Origin of the sequence: Pseudomonas sp. BF-B-26 (assembly GCF_019956495.1) — a bacterium.
GTDB lineage: Bacteria > Pseudomonadota > Gammaproteobacteria > Pseudomonadales > Pseudomonadaceae > Aquipseudomonas.
Window position 1 is genome coordinate 108,671 of record NZ_JAHBDP010000022.1, and the last position, 21,709, is coordinate 130,379.

Annotated in this window: 14 protein-coding genes; 4 read left to right on the plus strand and 10 right to left on the minus strand. The window is 59.4% G+C overall.

Annotated elements, in window-relative coordinates; all coding sequences use genetic code 11:
- Positions 1-198: 198 nt before the first annotated feature.
- The 10 genes from KGB03_RS02060 to glnE form a co-directional block, all read right to left on the minus strand.
- On the minus strand, positions 199-1,077 hold the full coding sequence (locus tag KGB03_RS02060; protein WP_218536935.1) for a DUF3800 domain-containing protein: 879 nt from the start codon (positions 1,075-1,077) through the stop codon (positions 199-201).
- A 71-nt stretch (positions 1,078-1,148) separates the two neighbouring features.
- Positions 1,149-1,484 (minus strand): YceK/YidQ family lipoprotein, encoded by a 336-nt coding sequence (locus KGB03_RS02065; protein ID WP_218536934.1) that lies wholly within the window; start codon positions 1,482-1,484, stop codon positions 1,149-1,151.
- Positions 1,485-1,709: 225 nt separating this feature from the next.
- A complete protein-coding gene (locus KGB03_RS02070; RefSeq protein WP_223526134.1) occupies positions 1,710-3,161 on the minus strand; it encodes a lipopolysaccharide kinase InaA family protein in 1,452 nt (483 codons plus the stop codon).
- Entirely contained in the window at positions 3,161-3,913 is a 753-nt protein-coding gene (locus tag KGB03_RS02075) for a lipopolysaccharide kinase InaA family protein (RefSeq protein WP_223526136.1), read from the minus strand. Before KGB03_RS02075 ends, KGB03_RS02070 begins: the two co-directional genes overlap by 1 nt.
- Positions 3,910-4,644, minus strand: coding sequence for a lipopolysaccharide kinase InaA family protein (locus KGB03_RS02080; protein WP_223526138.1), 735 nt, complete (start codon positions 4,642-4,644; stop codon positions 3,910-3,912). The genes KGB03_RS02075 and KGB03_RS02080 overlap by 4 nt, the downstream gene beginning before the upstream one ends.
- The gene (gene rfaP / locus KGB03_RS02085) at positions 4,644-5,450 is read right to left on the minus strand and encodes a lipopolysaccharide core heptose(I) kinase RfaP (protein WP_192409945.1); all 807 of its coding nucleotides are present in this window, start codon (positions 5,448-5,450) and stop codon (positions 4,644-4,646) included. Before rfaP ends, KGB03_RS02080 begins: the two co-directional genes overlap by 1 nt.
- Positions 5,450-6,571, minus strand: coding sequence for a glycosyltransferase family 4 protein (locus tag KGB03_RS02090; RefSeq protein WP_223526140.1), 1,122 nt, complete (start codon positions 6,569-6,571; stop codon positions 5,450-5,452). The genes rfaP and KGB03_RS02090 overlap by 1 nt, the downstream gene beginning before the upstream one ends.
- Positions 6,571-7,632, minus strand: a complete 1,062-nt coding sequence (gene rfaC / locus KGB03_RS02095) for a lipopolysaccharide heptosyltransferase RfaC (protein WP_218536928.1) — start codon at positions 7,630-7,632, stop codon at positions 6,571-6,573. The genes KGB03_RS02090 and rfaC overlap by 1 nt, the downstream gene beginning before the upstream one ends.
- Position 7,633: 1 nt before the next feature.
- Positions 7,634-8,668: a lipopolysaccharide heptosyltransferase II gene (gene waaF / locus KGB03_RS02100; protein WP_218536927.1), complete on the minus strand. Its 1,035-nt coding sequence runs from the start codon at positions 8,666-8,668 to the stop codon at positions 7,634-7,636.
- A gap of 307 nt (positions 8,669-8,975) precedes the next feature.
- Positions 8,976-11,915, minus strand: coding sequence for a bifunctional [glutamate--ammonia ligase]-adenylyl-L-tyrosine phosphorylase/[glutamate--ammonia-ligase] adenylyltransferase (gene glnE, locus KGB03_RS02105; RefSeq protein WP_218536926.1), 2,940 nt, complete (start codon positions 11,913-11,915; stop codon positions 8,976-8,978).
- A gap of 383 nt (positions 11,916-12,298) precedes the next feature.
- Here glnE and aceE point away from each other — a divergent pair, with 383 nt between their 5' ends.
- From aceE to KGB03_RS02125, 4 genes are all read left to right on the plus strand, one after another.
- Complete coding sequence (aceE, locus tag KGB03_RS02110) at positions 12,299-14,944, plus strand: pyruvate dehydrogenase (acetyl-transferring), homodimeric type (RefSeq protein ID WP_074873054.1); 2,646 nt, start codon at positions 12,299-12,301, stop codon at positions 14,942-14,944.
- An 11-nt stretch (positions 14,945-14,955) separates the two neighbouring features.
- Positions 14,956-16,929 (plus strand): dihydrolipoyllysine-residue acetyltransferase, encoded by a 1,974-nt coding sequence (gene aceF / locus KGB03_RS02115; RefSeq protein WP_223526142.1) that lies wholly within the window; start codon positions 14,956-14,958, stop codon positions 16,927-16,929.
- Positions 16,930-17,209: 280 nt separating this feature from the next.
- Positions 17,210-18,604, plus strand: coding sequence for an alkaline phosphatase D family protein (locus KGB03_RS02120; RefSeq protein WP_223526144.1), 1,395 nt, complete (start codon positions 17,210-17,212; stop codon positions 18,602-18,604).
- Between the two features lie 334 nt (positions 18,605-18,938).
- Positions 18,939-21,635 (plus strand): putative bifunctional diguanylate cyclase/phosphodiesterase, encoded by a 2,697-nt coding sequence (locus KGB03_RS02125; protein WP_223526146.1) that lies wholly within the window; start codon positions 18,939-18,941, stop codon positions 21,633-21,635.
- The last annotated feature ends 74 nt before the right edge of the window (positions 21,636-21,709 follow it).

Here is a 21,709-nt window from a genome sequence, read left to right on the forward strand (position 1 = left end):
GGCGCAAAGCGCCTCAAAGATTAATGTGCCCTCGCAAAGGGCGAGTGGCAGCTAAAGGGCGGGATTATAGCTTAAAAGCGACGGCAAGCCTCTAGCGGGAAGTGGCAAGCTGGCGCGTTGACAGATGACGGACCTCGACATAGACTCCTGCGCAAATGGACTGGGGGATCCCGGTCGGCGTTGCGGCCTCGGTGAGTTTCACCGGGGCTTTTCGCTTTCTGAGAGAGGGAAAATTTTTAACCCCCAATTCTCGAAACCCTCTCCCACATTGTTACGCCCACCACTGCAGTAGAACTTGCGCTTGAGCACGTCAAAGGCACGATTTTCTTGCCCCGACCGCAAAACGCTCATACCAATGGGTCTTGCAACAAGATCCGCTAGCTGTAACCCCGTGGAATTCACTTGTTTGGTTGCAAAGACGATGTCGAACGGCAGTTGTATGCCCAATCTGTTCGCGCCATCGCACATGCGACGAAACTCCAGTTCAAGCTCATTATCCTCACGTTTCCCTCGACGCTCGAAAATCACATGAGTTAAAACGCTCTGTTGATTCTTTTCCTGCAAATACTCATAAAGCGTTTCAAGGCAGAATCCGAGCGCGAGGTGATAAGGATTGTGGACAGGACCTTGCTTTTCGCGAAGAGCGGCTTTGTCGATAACGCAGCTGATCAGGACGAAATTGCTGGCCTCAATGATTCCCGTCAACTCATCGAGAAAGGCATGTTTGTGTTGCCTTGATGTGAAAAGACTGGAGAACGCGCCCTTTTCTTTTCGAATTTCCAATTCATGCAGACCGATCAGGTCATGACCCATATGATTAAATTTGAACTTCTGAAGGGCAGGAATTACCTTTTCGCAATAATGCCTTTTATGAAACACACAAAATGCCAGCACAAACATTGGATAGTTTGGATCTAATGTTTGCATCCCATGATCGCCGCTCTCATCCACATAGATTATGAAATCGCTGTACCTTCCGGACGGAGGTAAGAGCTTTTCCGTCTCAACATTAGTTTCAGCTTCGCTTTCGTTTTCAAAAAGCAAAAACTGTTGAGAGGGCAAAATCGGGGTCGACACGAGCTATTCACCTTTTGTTCTTCGAGCCAAGTGCGTCAGGTGTAGCACTGACACGCCGGAATACAAAAGCGTTACCCGCGGCCTGCTCGCCAATAGATGCTGAGATTGCCGTCGGTAGCCTGGCGGTAAACCGTATAGGGCAGGAGGACGGTATCGAAAACACCCGACAGGGTGAAATCCACCAATACGAACGGCAAAAGAATACCCGTGGGATCAGGCGCTGCGTTCAATACGCAAAAGTCGTAGGCCAGGCCGCTGTAGATGCGCGGGATGGATTGACAGTAGGTCTTTTGCTTTCTAAGACTACGAGCCGCGTCTTCGTCATCCTGCAGCACCGTAACAGCGGTTCCGCAGCCTGATAAAACCAGTGCGAAAGCGCTCAGTAACACCGTCGTTTTTATTGTCAAAATCTGCCCTCCGTGAACGTCAGGCAAACTAGCATCGCGGCTATTCAGGGCACAGTTCACGGGTTCTTCAGATCATGTAGGACATTTCATAAGAACCTGTCCCCTTTTGACATTCACAGCTTTTTCGCTGGATGTACCGGCCTCTTCGCGAGCAAGCCCGCTCCCACAGGGGATCTTCGGCGTTACATAGATCCAGTGTGGGAGCGGGCTTGCTCGCGAAGGGATTCAGGCAGCGCTAGAGATATCCTTGGGCAAACGCTGATCAATGACCTGATACAGCGCGCTGCTCTCAGGCCAGTTACGCATGAACCTTGCCCGATCCCGCGCATACGCCGGGGCGAAGCTGCTGAGCGAGGCATGCTGACACATCGAATCGAGATCGATCAGCGCCCAGCGATCGTCCTGCCAGAACAGGTTATGCCCCTTGAAATCCCCGTGACTGATCCGCTCGCCAATCAGCTCGGCAAACAAATGATCCAGCGCCAGCAATTCGGCTTCCGGTGCCTCACCGCTTTCGACATAAGGCGCAAAGCGCTCGATGATGTCCGGCCCCGGTAAATACTCGGTCACCAGATAAGCCCGACTGCGCAACCAGAGAAAACGCTTCTCCAGCAACGCCAATGGCTTGGGCGTGGCGATGCCGAGAAACGCCAGGCGATTGCCTTCGCGCCAGGAGTGCCAGGCACGGCTCGGGCGCCAGAAGCGTTTGAGCCAGTGGGCAAAACCTTTGATGTTGTAGCGCTTGACCACCAGCGCACGACCCGCCACCTCGACCTTGCCGACGCTCGCCGCGCCGCCGGTCTTGTACAGATGGCCCTGATCGAGCAACGTATCGGCCTGCGCCAGCACCGGCAGCATCGCCGCCTCTTCCGCGCGGCGAATCGCCCGTAAGCCGAACGCTCCGCGCTGGACACTGAACAGCGTGCATTCGCGGCCAATCTTGATCAGGTAGTCCTTGAGACGCCAGCTGCGAACCTTGCTGATCTGCTTTTGCAGCGCTTCCATCGGCAAGGCATGTTCGCCGTTGCTCAGCAGGTAATACACCAGCAATTCTTCGGTGTAGGGCTCCAGCGACTTGGGCAACTGGGCGAAAAACACCCCGAGGTTTTCCAGGACTTTCTGCCGCGACAGCGGTTGGCCAGGTGTTTCGGAGCAGACGCCGCCGCCATCGATCAAATACAACCGGCCGCGCTGGCGCAAGAGGTTGTCCAGGTGCAGGTCTTCCTGCCAGAGCCCCTTGCGATGCATTTGGCCGATAGCGCCCAACGCCTCGGCCAGCACAGCCCCTTGCATATCCGCCAGCACCGGCAAATGCTCGACCTGTTTCCAGGTTTCACCGAGGCTTTCGGCGCCCTCGATGAACTCGAACAGCAGCCAGCCGCCCTCGCCGTCCTTCAGGCCATCAGCCAGCAACAATGGCGTGGTCAACCCCTGAGCCGCCAGCAACCGCACGCCGTCCAGCTCACGCTGGAAATGCCGCGCTGCCTTGCTGCCGACCAGCAACTTGGCCAGCACCGGCCGGCCACGCCAGACGCCGGCACCGACATAACGCTGTCCCGGCAACACTCGCAACAGACTTAGCAACTGCAACTCGGCAGGGCCGGCGGCATCAGCCAATGGAATGTTCAGCGGCAGGCTCGGGCTGCGTCCTGCGTTTTTCAGTTCAGACAAACGCATCAGCGCGTCTCCTTATGAGTGCGACGCGCGGTCAGCCGTGCAAACCAGCTGTCGATCAGCGAACTGTCTTGCGATTGATCCAGATAGGCAGCCAGCAGCTCGCGCAACTGCGCTTCGCTCCACTCAGGCGACCGACGCAGCAACGGCTCCAGGTCTTTGGCCCGATCACGCAGACCAAACAGCAACGGCCGGGTCTTTTCCAGGTCGATCAGTTGGGCCAGGTAACCGTCACCGGTGGCCTGGAGAAAAATGTGCTTGGGGTAGAAACAACCGTGAACCTGACGCGCGCCGTGCAGGCGACGAGCCAATTGCCCACAGGCCTTCAGAATGGCCGAATGCTGCGCCGAACTCAGGTCCGACCAGCGTTGCAACAGTGAATCCAGATCATCCCAACCGTCCAGGGCACGGGTCAGCAGAATCGCCCGGACTTCGCCGTCGACTTTGCGCTCACCGAAAAACGCCGCTTTCAACGCTGGAATACCGAGCTTTTCATAGAGACTGATATTGCGAAATTCACGGGCAAAGCTCGGCTCACCAAAGGGCGCATGCAAGGTGCGCATCTGGTAGTTGCTCTGGCGTTTGAGGTAGTAGCCATGACCTTCCAGATCCAGCCGAAACACGCTACTCCAGCCACCGCGACCGGTGTTGGGCTCATCCACAGCGTCGAGCTGCTTGGCCCAGAGTGCGTCGAAGGTGCCGAGGCCGTGACGCTCAAGCAGCGCACGGTCTTCGGCCGCCAGAAAATCAGTCATTCGCGCCCCTCGAAAAATCTCACCACGTGCCGAATCCGTTTTTTGTCGGCGGCATTCAGCCGATCAGACTGGCGGTATTGCAGGTAAAAGCGCAGGCGCTGGGTCGCCGACAAGTGATACTTGGCGACCTTGTCCAGACAGGCCAGGTCCTTGGTGATCCGGTACTTGAGCCAAAAGCCGCGCCAGAAATCGCCATTGGGGCAGTCGATCAAAAACAGCCGGGGCTCATCGTCGATCAGCAGGTTGCGCCACTTCAAATCGTTATGGGTGAAGCGGTGGTCGTGCATGGTCCGGGTATAACCCGCCAGCTGCCGGCTGACGTTATCGACCCAGGCGCGGTCCGCCAGCTTTGGATCATGCCGCTCGGCCAGGGCCGACAAGTCTTCGGTATGCGGCAGCTCACGGGTGATCATCGCCCCGCGATCGTACGCCGCACCGCGACGTTCCAGACCCCAGGCCACCACTTCAGCGGTAGGAATGCCCCACTTGGCGAAGCGCTTGAGGTTCTGCCACTCAGCTTTCACCCGAGGCTTGCCCAGGTAACGGCGCAGACCTTTGCCCGCACCCACGTAGCGTTTGACGTAATAGTTGACGCCATTGCGCTGAACGCGAATGACCTCGGACAACAGGTCGCGCGTCAGGCGCTCACCCTGAAGCGCAAACACTGCCTCAAGACTGCCGAAATCTTCTGCCAGATCGCTGTACTCAGGCTCCAGTGTCCAACCCGCCATCAGAGCGCATCTCCGTATCGCTGTTTACGGTCGTAGAGTTTGTTGGCCTTGCCTTCGAGCCAGGCCAGCAACCCGGCTTCTTCACCCAGAATCTGGCGCAGGGGCTGCTGGAAATACCCCTTGAGGAAACGCAGTTTGTCGCGACGGGTCAGGCCAATGTCCAGCGCCGAAAAATACAGTGCCGCCAGGTCCTTGTTGCGCCAGCGCCGGGTAATCGTCGGACGGGTCTGCGCGCGGTGCAGGTCGATCACCGAGAGCCTGAAATCGTCGGCCGTCACCGGTTTGTCGGTGTGCAGCAGAAAGTGGCAGATGTAGCAGTCGCGATGGTTGACCCCGGCGCGGTGCATCATGCCGGTCATGCGCGCGACCTCCGCGATCAGCGCGCGCTTGAGTTTTGGCTCGGGCGGGTGCTTGACCCAGTCGATGCTGAAGTCTTCGAGGCTGACAGTGGGCGCCAGTTCTTCGGTGACGATGAACGAATGCTGGTCCGCCGGGTTGCGGCCCTTCTCGCCATAAGCCACGGCAGTCATGGTCGGCACGCCGACTTCTTGCAGGCGCTGGATAGCCTTCCATTCCTGGCCGGCACCGAGCACCGGCAGCTTGGCGGTGAGCAGGTTCTTGAAGATCTCGCCCCAGCCAATGCCACGGTGGATCTTTACGAAAAAGCCACTGCCATTGACTTCGGTACGCAGGGTCCGGCGCGCTTCAAGTTCGCGGTATACCTCGCCCTGGAGGTTCTCGACTTCGGCGAACGGGTCGCGTCCGGCCCAGAGGCTCTTGAACGGTTCAGCCAGCATCAACTTCATTAAGCGTGCTCCGCCAGAATCACATCGGCCGCGTGCTGCGGCATGCTGTAGAGGTCGGCCGTCTCGGCGAAGGCCAGACCATTGCGGCTCCAGGCCGCCCGTGCTTGAGCGTCGCTCAACATACCGGTCAGGTACTGGGTCAACTGCGCCTGATCGAAAGGCTCGTCCAGCACCAGACCGGCGTCGGCCTCGGCGATGTAATGGGCGTAACCACACACCGCACTCACCAGCACCGGCAACCCGGCCACCAGGGCTTCGAGCAACACAGTCCCAGTGTTTTCGTTGTACGCCGGGTGAATCAACAGATCGGCGCCGAGCAGAAAACGCGGGATGTCACTGCGGCCTTTAAGGAACGTCACGTTATCGCCGAGCCCCAGTGTGGCGCTCTGCATCTGGAATAATTTGGGGTCGTCCTGGCCAATTACAAACAGCCGGGTGCGTTTCTTCAGATCGGCGGGCAATGCGGCCAGCGCCTTGAGGCTGCGATCCACGCCCTTGGTCTTGAACCCGGAGCCGATTTGCACCAGCAGCAGCTCATCGTCTTTGAGGTTGAATTCGCGACGGAAGTCGGCACGGATCCCGGCGGCATTGGCTGGCGCACGACGGTCCTGGGAAATGCCCGGCGGCAGCAAATGGAAGCGCTCAAGCGGTGTGTCGTAATGCTTGATGAACAGTGGCTGCTGGACTTCGGAAATCATCAGCACTTCGGTCTTGGCATCCTTGGCGAACACGGCGCGCTCGTACTCGGCGAAGTGTCGGTAGCGGCCCCAACGACGGTACAGCGAGTTGCGCAGGTTCTGTGCCTTGTCTTCGAAGCAGCCATCGGCGGCGTAGTAGACGTCCAGACCCGGCATTTTGTTGAAGCCGATCAGCCGATCCACAGGACGCTTGGCCAGGTCCGCTTCCATCCATTCGCTGAGTTTCTCGTTGCGTCGATGATTGAAGAACGCCTTGACCGGCGCCACCAACACTTCGAAACCCGGCGGAATGTCGCCCTCCCAGATCAGCGTGTAGACCCGAATCTGATGGCCGCGCTGCTGACATTCCAAAGCGATGCGCATGAAGTCGCGCTGCAAGCCCCCGAATGGAAAGTACTTGTACAAGACGAATGCCAATTGCATCAGCGCAGCTCCTCAGCCAGTAACAACGTGCTCAGTCGGGTCGCGACACGCTCGGGATTCAGACGCGTGAAGCACAGTGGCCACTCGCGTTTAAGGTCAAACTGACGGGCATCTTCGGCCGTCGGTTGATACGTACATTTCTTTTGCATGCACGGCGCGCAGGGGAAATCACTGGCCATGTGAATCTGCGATTTACCGTAGGCGCCGGTCAGGCCCGGGTTGGTCGGGCCGAACAGCGACAACGTCGGCACGTCCAGCGCCGCGGCGAGGTGACCGAGACCGGTGTCCACCGCGACGCAGGCTTGCGCGCCAGCCAGCACTTTGCCGACACCCGCCAGATTCAGTTTGGGCAGCACTTCGACGTGCCTCATGTCTTTGGCGATGCGCTCGGCCCGGGCTTTCTCGATCGGATTACCCCACGGCAGCTTCACCGCGACACCGAGATAGCCGACGCGCTCGGCCAACTCGCGCCAGTAGGCTTCAGGCCAGTGTTTGGTGTCCCACGTGGTGCCGTGCAGGAACACCACGTAAGGATTCTTGCGCGGCAATTCCACCAGTCGCTCGACGTTCAGGCCGTAATCGCCCAAGCCTTTTGGCAGGTCGTAACCCAGGGCCACGGCGAACAGCTGACGCACTCGCTCCACCGCGTGCTGCCCACGGGCCACGGCCAGACGCCGGGAATAGAAGCGTGCGGCAATCGGCTCGCGGGCCGAGTTTTTATCCAGCCCGGCCACCGGGGCTTTGGCGTATCGGGTCAGCAAGGCACTTTTGAGCAGGCCCTGGGCATCGATCACCAAATCATATTTGTTGGCGCGAACGCTTTGCTTGAAGCGCTTCCACTCGCCACTCTTGATGGTCTGCCAGATGTTTTTGCGCCAGCGACGGATCGCCACCGGAATCACCTTGCCCACGGCCGGGTGCCAGGTCGGGATTTCGGCGAAACCCTCTTCCACCACCCAGTCGAACTGGATGCCGGGGATCGCCCGTGCCGCGTCGGTCAGCGCCGGCAACGCGTGAATCACGTCACCCAGCGAAGAAGTCTTGATCAGCAATACCCGCAAACTATTTGACCTCGACCACAGTGCCTTGCAAACGCTGCAAGGCTTCGTTCACCGCTTGCGGCATGAGCTGGCGCAGGCAGTTGTAATGGCCGAAACGGCACGTGCGATCGAAGCAGGGGCTGCATTCGATGCCCAGGCGCACGATCTCGACGTGCTCGGCCAATGGCGGCGTGAAACCCGGCGACGTCGAGCCGTAAACCGCCACCAACGGGCGATTCAGCGCAGCGGCGACGTGCATCAGGCCGGAGTCGTTGGACACCACCGCGTCGGCGCAGGACATCAGGTCAATGGCTTCGGCCAGGGAGGTGCCACCGCTGAGGTTCACCGACTCTTCACGCAGCCCGGGAATCAGCCGCGAGCGGATGTCTTCGCCGACGGCGTGATCGTTTTTCGAACCGAACAACCAGACTTGCCAGCCTTCGCGGATCTTCGCTTCGGCAACCTTGGCATAGTGCTCGGACGGCCAGCGCTTGGCCTCGCCAAACTCGGCACCGGGGCACAGCACCAACACCGGGCGGTCGAGCGCCAGGCCGAACTTGGCCATTGCCGCTTCGCGAGTGACCGGGTCAATCTGCAGGCTCGGCCGTGGATAAGGTGTCGGCAGCTCGGCACCCGGCTCGTAAGCCAGGGCCATGAAGCGTTCGATCATCAGCGGGTAACGTTCTTTATCCAGCGTGCGCACGTCATTGAGCAGGCCGTAGCGCAATTCGCCACGCCAGCCGGTGCGTTTCGGGATGCCGGCGAAGAACGGCACCAATGCCGACTTCAGGGAATTGGGCAGCAGGATCGCCTGGTCGTACTGGCCGGCCAGGGATTTGCCGATGCGCCGACGCGTCGCCAGCTCCAAAGCACCGTGACCGAGCGGAAAGCTCAAGGCCTGGCGTACTTCGGGCATGCGCTCAAGAATCGGCCGGCTCCACTCGGGGGCCAGCACGTCGATTTCGCATTGCGGGTGGCGCTGTTTGAGACACTGAAACAGTGTCTGCGCCATCACCATGTCACCGACCCAACTGGGCCCAACGATCAGAATTTTCATGTGGTTTCCATAAACGAGCCGGGGAGGCATACGCCTCCCCGCCTCGAGAATCACTGCGGGAGCACGGCTGCTTGCGATGGGTCATCACCTTCAACATTATTGTCGACTGTCATTCCGCTATCGCGAGCAGGCTCGCTCCCACATTGGGATTTGGTGTACATCGATCTGCGAAACACTGCAGATCTACTGTGGGAGCGGGCTTGCTCGCGAAGGCGGAGTATCAGTCGCCATCATTGTTGAATTTAATGGCCCCTTCGCGAGCAAGCCCGCTCCCACATTTGAATCTTGTCGCTTCAACTTGCGTGTTTCAGCTTAGCCCCAGCTCGCGCCAGATCCGCACTACCTGCCGTCGTTCGTCCACGAACTGGTCACCCGGTATCACCCCGGCGTCCTTCTGCAAGGCCTGCCGGTGAGCGGCTGAACGGTAGGCTTTATAGGCCTCGCGCAACAGGCTGGCGTCTTCGGCGGGCATCAGCCCTTCCTCCTCCAGCCCTTCCAGAATGCGGATATTGTCCGTCCAGCGCAGCAAGGGCGGATGCGATTCGGACCACGCCAGGGCCGCGTATTGCACCATAAATTCAATATCGACGATACCTCCGGCGTCCTGCTTGAGATCGAACGGCGCCGTGGCCTCGAAGGCATTTGCTCCGGTACCCGCCGCGGTGCTCTTGCTGCCAAGGTTATCGCGCATTTTGGCGCGCATCTCGCTGACCTCCTGGCGCAAGGTCGCCAGGTCCCGCGGCTTGCCCAATACCGCCGCGCGGACTTTCTCGAACGCCTGGCCGACGTCCGGGCTGCCCACCAGTACCCGCGCCCGCACCAGTGCCTGATGCTCCCAGGTCCAGGCTTCATTTTCCTGATACCGGGCAAACGCTCCGAGCGAACTCACCAGCAACCCCGACGCGCCGGACGGTCGCAGACGCATGTCCACTTCATATAGCTGACCGGAGTTGGTCTGGGCCGTGAGCAAGTGAATGATCCGCTGCCCCAGCCGAGTAAAGAATTGCGCGCCGTCGATAGGCTTCGGCCCGTCGGTTTCCGCCTGCGGGTCGCCATCGTGGATGAACACCAGGTCCAGGTCCGAACCATGCCCCAATTCCAGACCGCCGACTTTCCCATAACCGACAATGATGAAGCCGGGATCGCACAACGTACCGTCGGTACGCTGCGGCGTACCGTATTTGGCCACGGTCTGGCGCCAGGCCAAGGCCAGCACTTGTTCCAGGATCGCTTCGGCGAGCCAGGTCAGGTAATCACTGACCTTCATCAACGGCAGGCTGCCGGCGATTTCCGAAGCGGCGACACGCAAGCGGTGCGCCAATTTGAAATGTCGCAGGGCTTCCATTTGCTGCTCGAGGTCGTCCTCGGGAATCCGCGTCAAACGCTCGCGCAACTCGGCGGCCAGTTCCGGCGCCAGTGGCGGCTTGAACAGCCGACCTTCGTTGAGCAATTCGTCGAGCAGCAGCGGAAAGCGGGTGATCTGTTCGGCAATCCACGGGCTCGCGGCGCACAAGGTCAACAAGCGTCGCAGCGCGCCGGGGTTTTCGGTCAGCAACACCAGATACGCGGAACGACGGGCCACGGCTTCCACCAGCGGCAATACTCTTTCGAGCACCAGATCCGGATTGGCGTGTTCCACGGCCTGAGCCAGCAACCGCGGAATAAAGGCATCGAGGCGCTCGCGCCCCAAGCGCTGCATCGCGCGCAATTGCGGACTGCTGCGCAAACCGGCCAACGCTTTCAGGGCTTTGGTGGCATCAGCGAAACCGCCCTCTTCCAACTGACGGCAAGCGGCCTCTTCATCCTGAGCCTCTTCCCACAGCGGCAGCCATTCGCCGCCGACCACCACTTCGCTTTCGGTGCCTTCCTCTTCGTCGGGATCGGCAATCACCTGCCCGAAGTGCCAGGCCACGCGACCGCGCCAATACATCAGCTGTTCGTGGAAAGCGGTCCAATCGGCGAAGCCCAACATAAAGGCAATGCGCGCCTGATCCTGAGCGCCGTCCGGCAGCATCTGGGTCTGGCGGTCGGCAATCGCCTGGATCGCGTGCTCGGTGTACCGCAGGAATTCGTAGCCTTCGCGCAGTTCGCTGATCACCGCAGGCGGCAGGTAACCCTGACCTTCCAGCGTACTCAGTACTTTTAATAGAGGACGCTGCTGCAAGCTCAGGTCGCGGCCACCGTGGATCAGCTGGAATGCCTGGGCGATAAATTCGACTTCACGAATGCCACCGGAGCCGAGTTTGATGTTGTCGGCCATGCCCTTGCGCCGGACTTCCTGCTGAATCAGCTGCTTCATGGTGCGCAGCGCTTCGATGGCCGAGAAGTCGAGGTAACGCCGGTAAACGAACGGTCGTAGCATGTCTTGCAATTGCGCGCCGGCCACTTGATCGCCGGCCACCACCCGCGACTTGATCATCGCGTAGCGTTCCCAGTCACGGCCCTGATCCTGGTAATACTGCTCCAGCGCATTGAAGCTCAGCACCAATGCGCCGGCCGAACCGTAAGGCCGCAGGCGCATGTCGACGCGGAATACAAAACCGTCGACGGTCATCGGGTCCAGGGCCTTGATCAGGCGCTGGCCGAGACGAATGAAAAATTCCTGATTATCCAGCGAGCGTTTGACCCCGACGGTTTCGCCACCTTCGGGATAGGCGAAGATCAGGTCGATGTCCGACGACAGGTTGAGCTCCACCGCGCCGAGCTTGCCCATGCCGAGAATGACCATTTGCTGCGGCTCGCCGCTGCGCCGGCCAGTCGGCACGCCGAACTGCTGACAATGCCGCGAGTACAACCACTGATAGGCCTGATCGATGCTGGCATCGGCCATGTCCGAGAGGTCGCGGCAGGTCTGGATCAGATCGCACTGACGCGTCAGGTCGCGCCAAATGATCCGCACTTGATGACGGGTACGTTGACGTCGCAGGGCGCGACCGAGCTCATCGTCGGTTTCCGCTGCATTCACCGCTGCCGCAATTTGTGCACACAGCTCGCCGGGCGCGAAATTTCGGTCCAGCTCACCGGACTGCACCAGCTCCAGCAACATCAATGGGTCACGGACACTTTGTTCAATCACGAAGTCGCTGGCAGCGGTGACGCGGGCAAATTGTGCCCAGCGTTCAGGCGTCCAGGCGGCCAGGCCATGGTCGTCGTCGAGGCCGGCGACGGCCGTGCGGAACGACTGTTCGGCGCGGGTGACAAATGGCAGGAGGATGCCAGGCAGTTCGGCAAGCGAAGGGAGGCTCATGGTCTATCCTTGATCGGCGTGTAGAGGGCTGCATGTAGTGATTCGCGAGAATGCACTACGTGATCGACTGTCGAACAAAGGTTAGAAATAGCTGAAATTTCTTTTTTTTTGGCAGACAGCATCAAGCTTTCACCTTTTCTGGTTGGCAAAAGACCAACCTTAACGATTATTCTCACAACGCAGCTGGAGGCCACAAGCCGCTCATCTGTAGTTTTACTACTCGTATATACATCCGAAAGGCTGAAATGCCCGATGATTTGTAGTAAAACTACACGCCGCCGGAACAACCTCTCGGCAATCCAAGAATTTATATCGTCTGCCCACAAGGCCAGTCGCAAACTCAGGCAACCGATTCTGGAAGCCTTTCCGCCCTGGAGCAAGCCATGCAAGACCTCGATCCCGTCGAAACCCAGGAATGGTTGGACGCCCTGGAATCGGTTCTCGACAAAGAAGGCGAAGACCGCGCTCACTATCTGATGACCCGTATGGGCGAACTCGCAACCCGTAGCGGTTCGCAATTGCCTTACGCCATCACCACGCCATACCGCAACACGATCCCCGTTACCCACGAAGCACGCATGCCTGGCGACCTGTTCATGGAACGCCGCATTCGCTCGCTGGTACGCTGGAACGCGATGGCCATGGTGATGCGTACGAACCTGAAAGATTCTGACCTGGGCGGTCACATCTCCAGCTTCGCCTCCAGCGCTACCCTGTATGACATCGGCTTCAACTACTTCTTCCAGGCCCCGACCGACGAACACGGCGGCGACCTGATCTACTTCCAGGGCCACACCTCGCCAGGCGTTTACGCCCGTGCGTTCATGGAAGGCCGCATCACCGAAGACCAGATGAACAACTTCCGTCAGGAAGTCGATGGTCAAGGCCTGTCGTCCTATCCGCACCCGTGGCTGATGCCTGATTTCTGGCAGTTCCCGACCGTATCCATGGGTCTGGGCCCGATCCAGGCGATCTACCAGGCGCGCTTCATGAAGTACCTGGAAGCCCGTGGCTTCATCCCTGAAGGCAAGCAAAAAGTCTGGTGCTTCCTGGGCGACGGCGAGTGCGACGAGCCGGAATCCCTGGGCGCGATCTCGCTGGCTGGCCGCGAGAAGCTCGACAACCTGATCTTCGTTATCAACTGTAACCTGCAGCGCCTTGATGGCCCGGTTCGTGGCAACGGCAAGATCATCCAGGAACTCGAAGGCGTGTTCCGCGGTGCTCAGTGGAACGTGACCAAAGTCATCTGGGGCCGTTTCTGGGACCCACTGTTGGCCAAAGACGTCGACGGTATCCTGCAACGTCGCATGGACGAAGTCATCGACGGCGAGTACCAGAACTACAAAGCCAAAGACGGCGCGTTCGTGCGTGAACACTTCTTCAACTCGCCAGAACTCAAGGCGATGGTTGAAGACTTGTCCGACGACGAGATCTGGAAACTCAACCGTGGCGGCCACGACCCGTACAAGGTCTACGCGGCGTACCACGAAGCGGTCAACCACAAAGAACAACCGACCGTCATCCTCGCCAAGACCATCAAAGGTTATGGCACCGGTGCCGGCGAAGCGAAGAACACTGCGCACAACACCAAGAAAGTTGATGTTGAAAGCCTGAAGCTGTTCCGCGATCGTTTCGACATTCCGGTCAAAGACGAAGAGCTGGAAAACCTGCCGTTCTTCAAGCCAGAGCCAAACAGCGCCGAAGCCCGTTACCTGAGCGAGCGCCGCACTGCACTGGGCGGTTTCGTGCCACAGCGCCGTGCCAAAAGCTTCGACATCCCGACGCCACCACTCGATACTCTCAAGGCAATCCTGGACGGCTCGGGCGACCGTGAAATTTCCACCACCATGGCGTTCGTGCGGATCCTCGCGCAGCTGGTCAAGGACAAGGAAATCGGTTCGCGCATCGTTCCGATCATCCCGGACGAAGCCCGTACCTTCGGTATGGAAGGCATGTTCCGTCAGTTGGGCATCTACTCCTCCGTCGGCCAGCTCTACGAGCCAGTCGATAAAGACCAGGTGATGTTCTACAAGGAAGACAAGAAGGGCCAGATCCTCGAAGAAGGCATCAACGAAGCGGGCGCCATGAGCTCCTTCATCGCTGCCGGTACTTCGTACTCCAGCCACAACCAGCCAATGCTGCCGTTCTACATCTTCTACTCGATGTTCGGCTTCCAGCGTATCGGCGACCTCGCCTGGGCCGCTGGCGACAGCCGCACCCGTGGCTTCCTGATCGGCGGCACCGCCGGCCGGACCACGCTGAACGGCGAAGGCCTGCAACACGAAGACGGTCACAGCCACATCCTGGCTGCCACCATCCCGAACTGCCGCACCTTTGATCCAACCTACGGCTACGAGCTGGCGGTGATCATTCAGGACGGCATGAAGAAGATGACCGAAGAGCAGCAGGACGTTTTCTACTACATCACCGTGATGAACGAGTCCTACCAGCAGCCAGCCATGCCGGCCGGTGTCGAGGAAGGCATCATCAAGGGCATGTACCTGCTCGAGGAAGACACCCGCGAAGCGGCGCACCACGTTCAGCTGATGGGCTCCGGCACCATCCTGCGCGAAGTTCGCGAAGCGGCGAAAATCCTGCGTGAACAGTTCAACGTCGGCGCTGACGTGTGGAGCGTTACCAGCTTCAACGAACTGCGTCGCGACGGCCTGGCCGTAGAGCGCAGCAACCGTCTGCACCCGGGCCAGAAGCCTAAACTGAGCTATGTCGAAGAGTGCCTGAACGGCCGTCAAGGTCCGGTCATCGCGTCTACCGACTACATGAAGCTGTTCGCTGAGCAAATTCGTCAGTGGGTCCCGTCCAAGGAATTCAAAGTCCTGGGCACCGACGGTTTCGGCCGCAGTGACAGCCGTAAGAAGCTGCGTCACTTCTTCGAAGTCGACCGTCATTTCGTGGTGTTGGCAGCCCTGGAAGCCTTGGCTGACCGTGGTGATATCGAGCCTAAAGTGGTGGCTGAAGCCATCGCCAAGTTCGGGATCAACCCGGAAAAACGCAACCCACTGGACTGCTGAGGAGACACTCTGTGAGCGAACTCATTCGCGTACCTGACATCGGCAGCGGTGAAGGTGAAGTAATCGAACTATTTGTGAAGGTCGGCGACCGTGTGGAAGCGGACCAGAGCATCCTGACGCTTGAGTCGGACAAGGCGAGCATGGAAATTCCTGCGCCCAAGGCCGGCATCGTCAAAAGCATCAAAGTGAAGCTGGGCGATCGCCTGAAAGAAGGCGACGAACTGCTGGAGCTGGAAGTCGAAGGTGCCGCTGCTGCGGCCCCTGCGGCGGCGGCGGCTGCGCCGACTGCCAAGGCTGAAGCGAAACCGGCTGCTGCTCCTGCTCCGGCAGCCGCTGCACCGGCCGCAGCTCCGGCTGCCGCCAGCGTCCAGCAAGTGCACGTGCCGGACATCGGTTCGTCGGGCAAGGCCCAGATCATCGAGATCCAGGTCAAGGTCGGCGACACCGTCGCGGCTGATCAGTCGCTGATCACTCTGGAATCCGACAAGGCCAGCATGGAAATCCCATCGCCTGCCGCTGGCGTGGTCAAGAGCATCAGCGTCAAGCTCAACGACGAAGTCGGCACTGGCGACCTGATTCTGGACCTGGAAGTGGCGGGTGCTGCGGCCCCTGCTGCTGCCGCGCCAGCCCAGGCTGCTGCGCCTGCTCCGGCCGCCGCTGCTGCTCCAGCTGCCGCGCCTGCTGCACCGGTTGCCGACAGCGTTCAGGACATTCATGTCCCGGACATCGGCTCTTCGGGCAAGGCCAAGATCATCGAAGTCCTGGTCAAGGCCGGCGACACCGTTGAAGCCGACCAGTCGCTGATCACCCTGGAATCCGACAAGGCGAGCATGGAAATCCCATCGCCTGCCGCTGGCGTGGTGGAAAGCATTTCCGTCAAGCTGGATGACGAAGTCGGTACCGGCGACCTGATCCTGAAGCTGAAAGTCAAAGGCGCTGCGCCTGCTGCTGCACCGGCGACCGCCGCTGCTGCACCAGCACCTGCGGCGGCCAAGGCTGAAGCTGCTCCGGCAGCCGCCGCCCCGGCACCGGTCGCACCGGCTGCTGCACCGGCCAAGCCGGGCGCCAAGGTTCACGCGGGCCCGGCAGTACGCCAACTGGCTCGTGAGTTCGGCGTCGAGCTGAACGCTGTCGGCGCCAGTGGTCCGCACGGTCGCATCCTGAAAGAAGACGTGCAGGTTTACGTCAAGGCCATGATGCAGAAGGCCAAGGAAGCACCGGCCGCCGCTGCTGGCGCAACCGGCGGCGCGGGCATCCCGCCGATTCCGGTCGTGGACTTCAGCCGCTTCGGTGAGACCGAAGAAGTGCCGATGACCCGCCTGATGCAAATCGGCGCGTCGAGCCTGCACCGCAGCTGGCTGAACATTCCGCACGTGACTCAGTTCGATTCGGCTGATATCACCGACCTGGAAGCGTTCCGTATCGCTCAGAAAGCCGTTGCAGAGAAGGCTGGCGTCAAACTGACCATCCTGCCGCTGCTGCTCAAATCCTGCGCGCACCTGCTCAAGGAACTGCCGGACTTCAACAGTTCGCTGGCACCAAGCGGCAAAGCGATCATCCGCAAGAAGTACGTGAACATCGGCTTCGCCGTCGACACCCCTGAAGGCCTGCTGGTACCGGTCATCAAGAACGTCGATCAGAAGAGTCTGTTGCAACTGGCAGCCGAAGCCGCTGTGCTGGCCGCCAAAGCCCGCGACAAAAAGCTCACCGCTGACGACATGCAAGGCGCCTGCTTCACCATTTCCAGCCTCGGCCACATTGGCGGCACCGGCTTCACGCCGATCGTCAACGCGCCGGAAGTGGCGATCCTCGGTGTTTCCAAGGCAACCATCCAGCCAGTCTGGGACGGCAAAGCCTTCCAGCCGAAACTGATGCTGCCACTGTCGCTGTCCTACGATCACCGTGTGATCAACGGCGCCGCTGCTGCACGCTTCACCAAGCGTCTGAGCGACCTGCTGGCGGACATCCGCACCATCCTGCTGTAACACCGACCGGCCCTCCTTCACCGGAGGGCCCGTCGCGTTCCACGTTTTCCGAGCGCCACGCTCGTACCTCAACCCCGCCAGTTTGGCGGGGCTTTTTTTGCCTGGAAGAAAGTCACCCGACGCCCTTTTCCTACATTCGCGGCTTACGTCGCCCACAACTCCAGTCCACTTCTGCTCGATATTTCTTGCCAACCAATAACTAAGCTTAGTTCAACTAATTATCGTTAAACCTTCATCTGCCAATTTTGCTTAACTAGTATTAATTCGAATGGATTCGAACATGTTCAAACCGACTGTCGGCCCTATTATGGGCCACACAACAACTAACCACGCACGCATCTTCTTGCGTGGCGAACTTCAAAACAATGCACCGGTATTTGCAGGCATTCGTTATCGCCGGCTCGGCGAAGAGCGATGGTCCCGAGGTGTATTTGCAAAGCTAACGATCTTGCATGATATGTCCGATGTCATCGCACTCAACGATCTTGCCGCCGATACCGAGTACGAATACCAGGCGGGCTGGTTCAGCCCCATGAGCCCGGTGCACACCGTGGAAACGGTTCAGGAATTGCCGCTGCAATGGCCGCGGGGTATCTACCGATTCCGCACACAGTCCAGCAAAGCCACGATTCCACGGGCCTATATCGTCGGTTCATGTCGTTACCTGCGCATGACCGCTGGCATCCCGTCTGCGCCGCATCTGGGGGACCGGATTTTCGCCTCGATCACGAATCTGGCGCAGCAGGCCGAGCCGCCCATCAGCGCCATGCTGATGACCGGCGATCAAATCTATGTCGATGACCTGAACGTTATCGCTCCCGACCGGGAATACAAGGCAATACTCAGTAAGTACCGCGCCGCTTTTTCCCAACCCAACATTGCAAAGTTAATGTCCGGCGTGCCGACTTACATGATCCTCGACGATCACGAAATAGAAGACAACTGGCCCGTCAACGAAAGTAAAGCCGATGCCTACTTATACAAAAACGCCATCGCGGCGTATGAGTTGTATCAAGCCAGTCATAGCCCGGCGCATGAACTTCTCGCCAGCGGGCAAATAAATAGAAAACTGGAACATTATTGGTATCAATTCGCCGAAGGCGATATTGAATGGTTTGTCACTGACAGTCGAACCCGACGCAACCTGTCGGGCAATGATCGACGCATCCTCGACGAAGAGCAGGAACAGGCCTTATGCAAATGGTTGATTCACAGCCCGGCCAGGGTCAAATTCGTGGTCACCAGCGTGATGTTCTACCCCGACCGCAAAGCCCATGGCGACGACGCGTGGAAGGCCTTTCCCGAACAGCGTCTGCGGCTGCTAGAGACCATTCGCACACACCGCATCAAGAACGTTTTCTTCGTTTCCGGCGATGTCCATGGCTCCCTGACCAGTCGCCTGACCCACAGCGAGGACCCGGACTTCGAGGTTCACACCATCGTTTCTTCACCGCTGTGCAACAGCAAGCTACTGCCGTACGCCAAGGCATCCACCTTCATCCTCGATCACCCGTTGGCGCGAACAGCCGCTGGCGACTATCAGCATGGACTGACCAGCCAGGTGGTCAGCCAGGACAATTTCGCTCATTTGATTGTCGATGCCGAACAGGTTCGCGTCAGTTATCACAATCGGGACGGCAACTTTTTGCAGTCGACCAACATTAAATTGCGTTAATGCCACAACACTTGTGGGAGCGGGCTTGCTCGCGAAAGCGCCGGGGCGGACAACATCGATATTGATTGACCCACCGTTTTCGTCGGAACGCCGCCCGGACCAAGCCCGCTCCCACAGGTTGTAATCCTTTAGCTGAGCCTATTTTTGTGCTTGAAAACATTACTTTTTGGCCCTCGACTGGAGAAATCCTCCCTCCTGCCGACATATTCTTATAGCACTTGGCCTTCATGTCTCTTGTCAGTCAGTGTCGCAATGATGCAACCTTGCCGCAGGTCACAGTAAAAAGGGCGAGAGCCCGGCGCGTTCAGCCTATTCGAAGCGAGTTTCCCTCCATATGAAGAGCCAACCCGATGCCGCCAGCCGTATGGTGGCCGAGGTAGTGACGCAGTTGCCTGTGCCCTCGCGGCTTGGCATGCTGCGTTTCGAACGGCTGAATGAAGCGAGCTGGGCGCTGCTGTTTCTCGATCCCAATTGCGAACGACAGTTCGGCCTGCCGGCGGTGGAGCTCTGCGCTCTGGTCGGCTCGCCCTACGCCAGCCTGATGGAACCCGAAGCGCGTTATCAGCTGCATGACGCGGTTCAGCAGCAACTCACCCAAGCCCCGCATTACCTGATCCGCTACACCCTGCACACCGCCGCAGGCGCCTTGAACCTGCTGGAACTGGGCGAAGCCTACAAACAACACAATCGACACCTGCTGCGCGGCTACCTGCTGGTGGTCGACGGCCTGTTCGAGGGCGAGCAACTGCTGCCGTCCCTGGACCTCGAAACCCAGAACTCTCGCCTGCAAATCGCCCTGGAACTCAATCAGCGCGCCCAGCAGGAACAGCTTCTGCACCTGGACCGGGTGCGCGCCCAGCAAGACTTGATCCTGCTGCTGACCCGCCAGCGCTATAGCAGCAACAACTCCCTGAAAGAAGCCGCCGAACTGATCACTCGCAGTGCCTGTGACATTTACGAAATCGACTGCGCCAGCCTGTGGAACCTCGAAGGTTCACAGCTCGTGCCGATTTCGGCCTATCACCGCGCCAGCCAGGAATACCTGCTGCCGGAGCCGATTGACGTCAGTCTCTTCCCTGATTACCTGGACGCCTTGCACACCGGCCGCGCCATCGACGCCCACAACGCCATGTGCGACCCGCGCACCCGGGAAATGGCCGAACACCTGCGCTCGCGTGATGTGAACGCCATGCTCGACGCCAGCATCCGCGTCGACGGCCAAGTGGTCGGCGTACTTTGCCTGGAACAGACCGGTATGACCCGCGCCTGGCAATCGGACGAAATTGCTTTCGCCGGCGAGTTGGCGGATCAGTTTGCCCAAGTCATCAACAACCACAACCGCCGCACCGCCACCAGCGCCCTGCACCTGTTCCAGCGTGCGGTCGAGCAAAGCGCCAACGCCTTTTTGCTGGTCAATTGCGACGGTGTGGTGGAATACGTCAACCCGAGCTTCACGGCGATCACCCAGTACACCACCGAAGAAGTCCACGGCCAGCGGCTGTCGGAACTGCCGGCCCTGGAAAACCTCAGCGAGCTGCTGTTCGACGCGCCCTCGGCGCTGGCCAAGAGCAACAGCTGGCAGGGTGAGTTCAAAAGCCGCCGTAAAAACCTCGAACCCTACTGGGGCCAGTTGTCGATTTCCAAGGTTTACGGCGACAACCGCGAGCTGACGCATTACATCGGCATCTACGAAGACATCACCCAGACCAAGCTCGCCCAGCAGCGCATCGAGCGTCTGGCTTACACCGATAATCTGACCAACCTCGGCAACCGCCCGGCCTTCATCCGCAACCTCGATGAACGTTTCGCCCGAGACAGCGATACCCCCATCAGCTTGTTGCTGGTGGACATCGACAACTTCAAGCGGATCAACGACAGCCTCGGCCACCAGACCGGCGACAAACTGTTGATCAGCCTGGCCCGACGCCTGCGCAACAGCCTGAGCCCGAGCGGCAGTCTGGCGCGGTTCGCCAGTAATGAATTCGCCGTGCTGCTGGACGACACCGACCTGCGGGCGGGCCAACAAATTGCCAATCAATTGCTGGCGACCCTCGACAAACCGATGTTCGTCGACAACCAGCTGATCAGCGTCACCGGCTCCGTAGGCCTGGCCTGCGCGCCGTTGCACGGTCGCGATCCACAAACCCTGATGCGCAACGCAGGTCTGGCGCTGCACAAGGCCAAAGCCAACGGGAAACATCAGGTTCAGGTGTTCACCGAAGCGCTGAACGCCGAAGCCAGTTACAAGTTGTTCGTCGAAAACAACCTGCGCCGCGCCCTGACCCAGAACGAGCTGGACGTGTTCTACCAGCCCAAGCTCTGCCTGCGCAGCGGTCGCCTGTTGGGGATGGAAGCGCTGCTGCGCTGGAACCATCCGGAAAAAGGCATGATCCGCCCGGACCAGTTCATCAGCGTCGCCGAAGAAACCGGCCTGATCATTCCCATCGGCAAATGGGTCGCCCGCCAGGCGTGCCGCATGAGCAAAGACCTGACCGCCGCTGGCCTGGGCAATCTTCAGGTGGCGATCAACCTGTCGCCCAAGCAGTTCTCCGATCCGGACCTGGTGTCGTCCATCGCCAACATCCTCAAAGAAGAAGCGCTACCGGCAAACCTGCTGGAACTCGAACTCACCGAAGGCCTGCTGCTGGAAGCCACCGAAGACACCCACTTGCAGCTCGATCAGCTCAAGCGCCTGGGCCTGACCCTGGCCATGGATGACTTCGGCACCGGTTACTCGTCGCTCAGCTACCTGAAAAAATTCCCGATCGACATCATCAAGATCGATCGAAGCTTCATCCACGAAATCCCCGACAACCAGGACGACATGGAAATCACCTCCGCGGTGATCGCCATGGCCCACAACCTGAAACTCAAGGTCGTGGCTGAAGGCATCGAAACTGCCGAGCAGTTGGCTTTCCTGCGCCGTCACCGCTGCGACGTCGGCCAGGGTTACCTGTTCGACCGCCCGATCCCGGGCACCGAGCTGATCGAAAAGCTCAAGCGCTATCCGCGTGGCCCGCTATCTCTATAACACTGCAGTCAAAATGTGGGAGCGGGCTTGCTCGCGAAGGCGGTGTGACCGTCGACATCATTATTGCCTGACAC

Excerpts from the sequence above, each read along its gene's own strand:
- glnE (WP_218536926.1), bottom strand. The coding sequence starts at position 11,915 with ATGAGCCTCCCTTCGCTTGCCGAACTGCCTGGCATCCTCCTGCCATTT.
- KGB03_RS02080 (WP_223526138.1), bottom strand. The coding sequence starts at position 4,644 with ATGGCGGGTTGGACACTGGAGCCTGAGTACAGCGATCTGGCAGAAGAT.
- KGB03_RS02075 (WP_223526136.1), bottom strand. The coding sequence starts at position 3,913 with ATGACTGATTTTCTGGCGGCCGAAGACCGTGCGCTGCTTGAGCGTCAC.
- aceE (WP_074873054.1), top strand. The coding sequence starts at position 12,299 with ATGCAAGACCTCGATCCCGTCGAAACCCAGGAATGGTTGGACGCCCTG.
- KGB03_RS02090 (WP_223526140.1), bottom strand. The coding sequence starts at position 6,571 with ATGCAATTGGCATTCGTCTTGTACAAGTACTTTCCATTCGGGGGCTTG.
- rfaP (WP_192409945.1), bottom strand. The coding sequence starts at position 5,450 with ATGAAGTTGATGCTGGCTGAACCGTTCAAGAGCCTCTGGGCCGGACGC.
- KGB03_RS02125 (WP_223526146.1), top strand. The coding sequence starts at position 18,939 with ATGAAGAGCCAACCCGATGCCGCCAGCCGTATGGTGGCCGAGGTAGTG.
- KGB03_RS02120 (WP_223526144.1), top strand. The coding sequence starts at position 17,210 with ATGTTCAAACCGACTGTCGGCCCTATTATGGGCCACACAACAACTAAC.
- waaF (WP_218536927.1), bottom strand. The coding sequence starts at position 8,668 with ATGAAAATTCTGATCGTTGGGCCCAGTTGGGTCGGTGACATGGTGATG.
- KGB03_RS02070 (WP_223526134.1), bottom strand. The coding sequence starts at position 3,161 with ATGCGTTTGTCTGAACTGAAAAACGCAGGACGCAGCCCGAGCCTGCCG.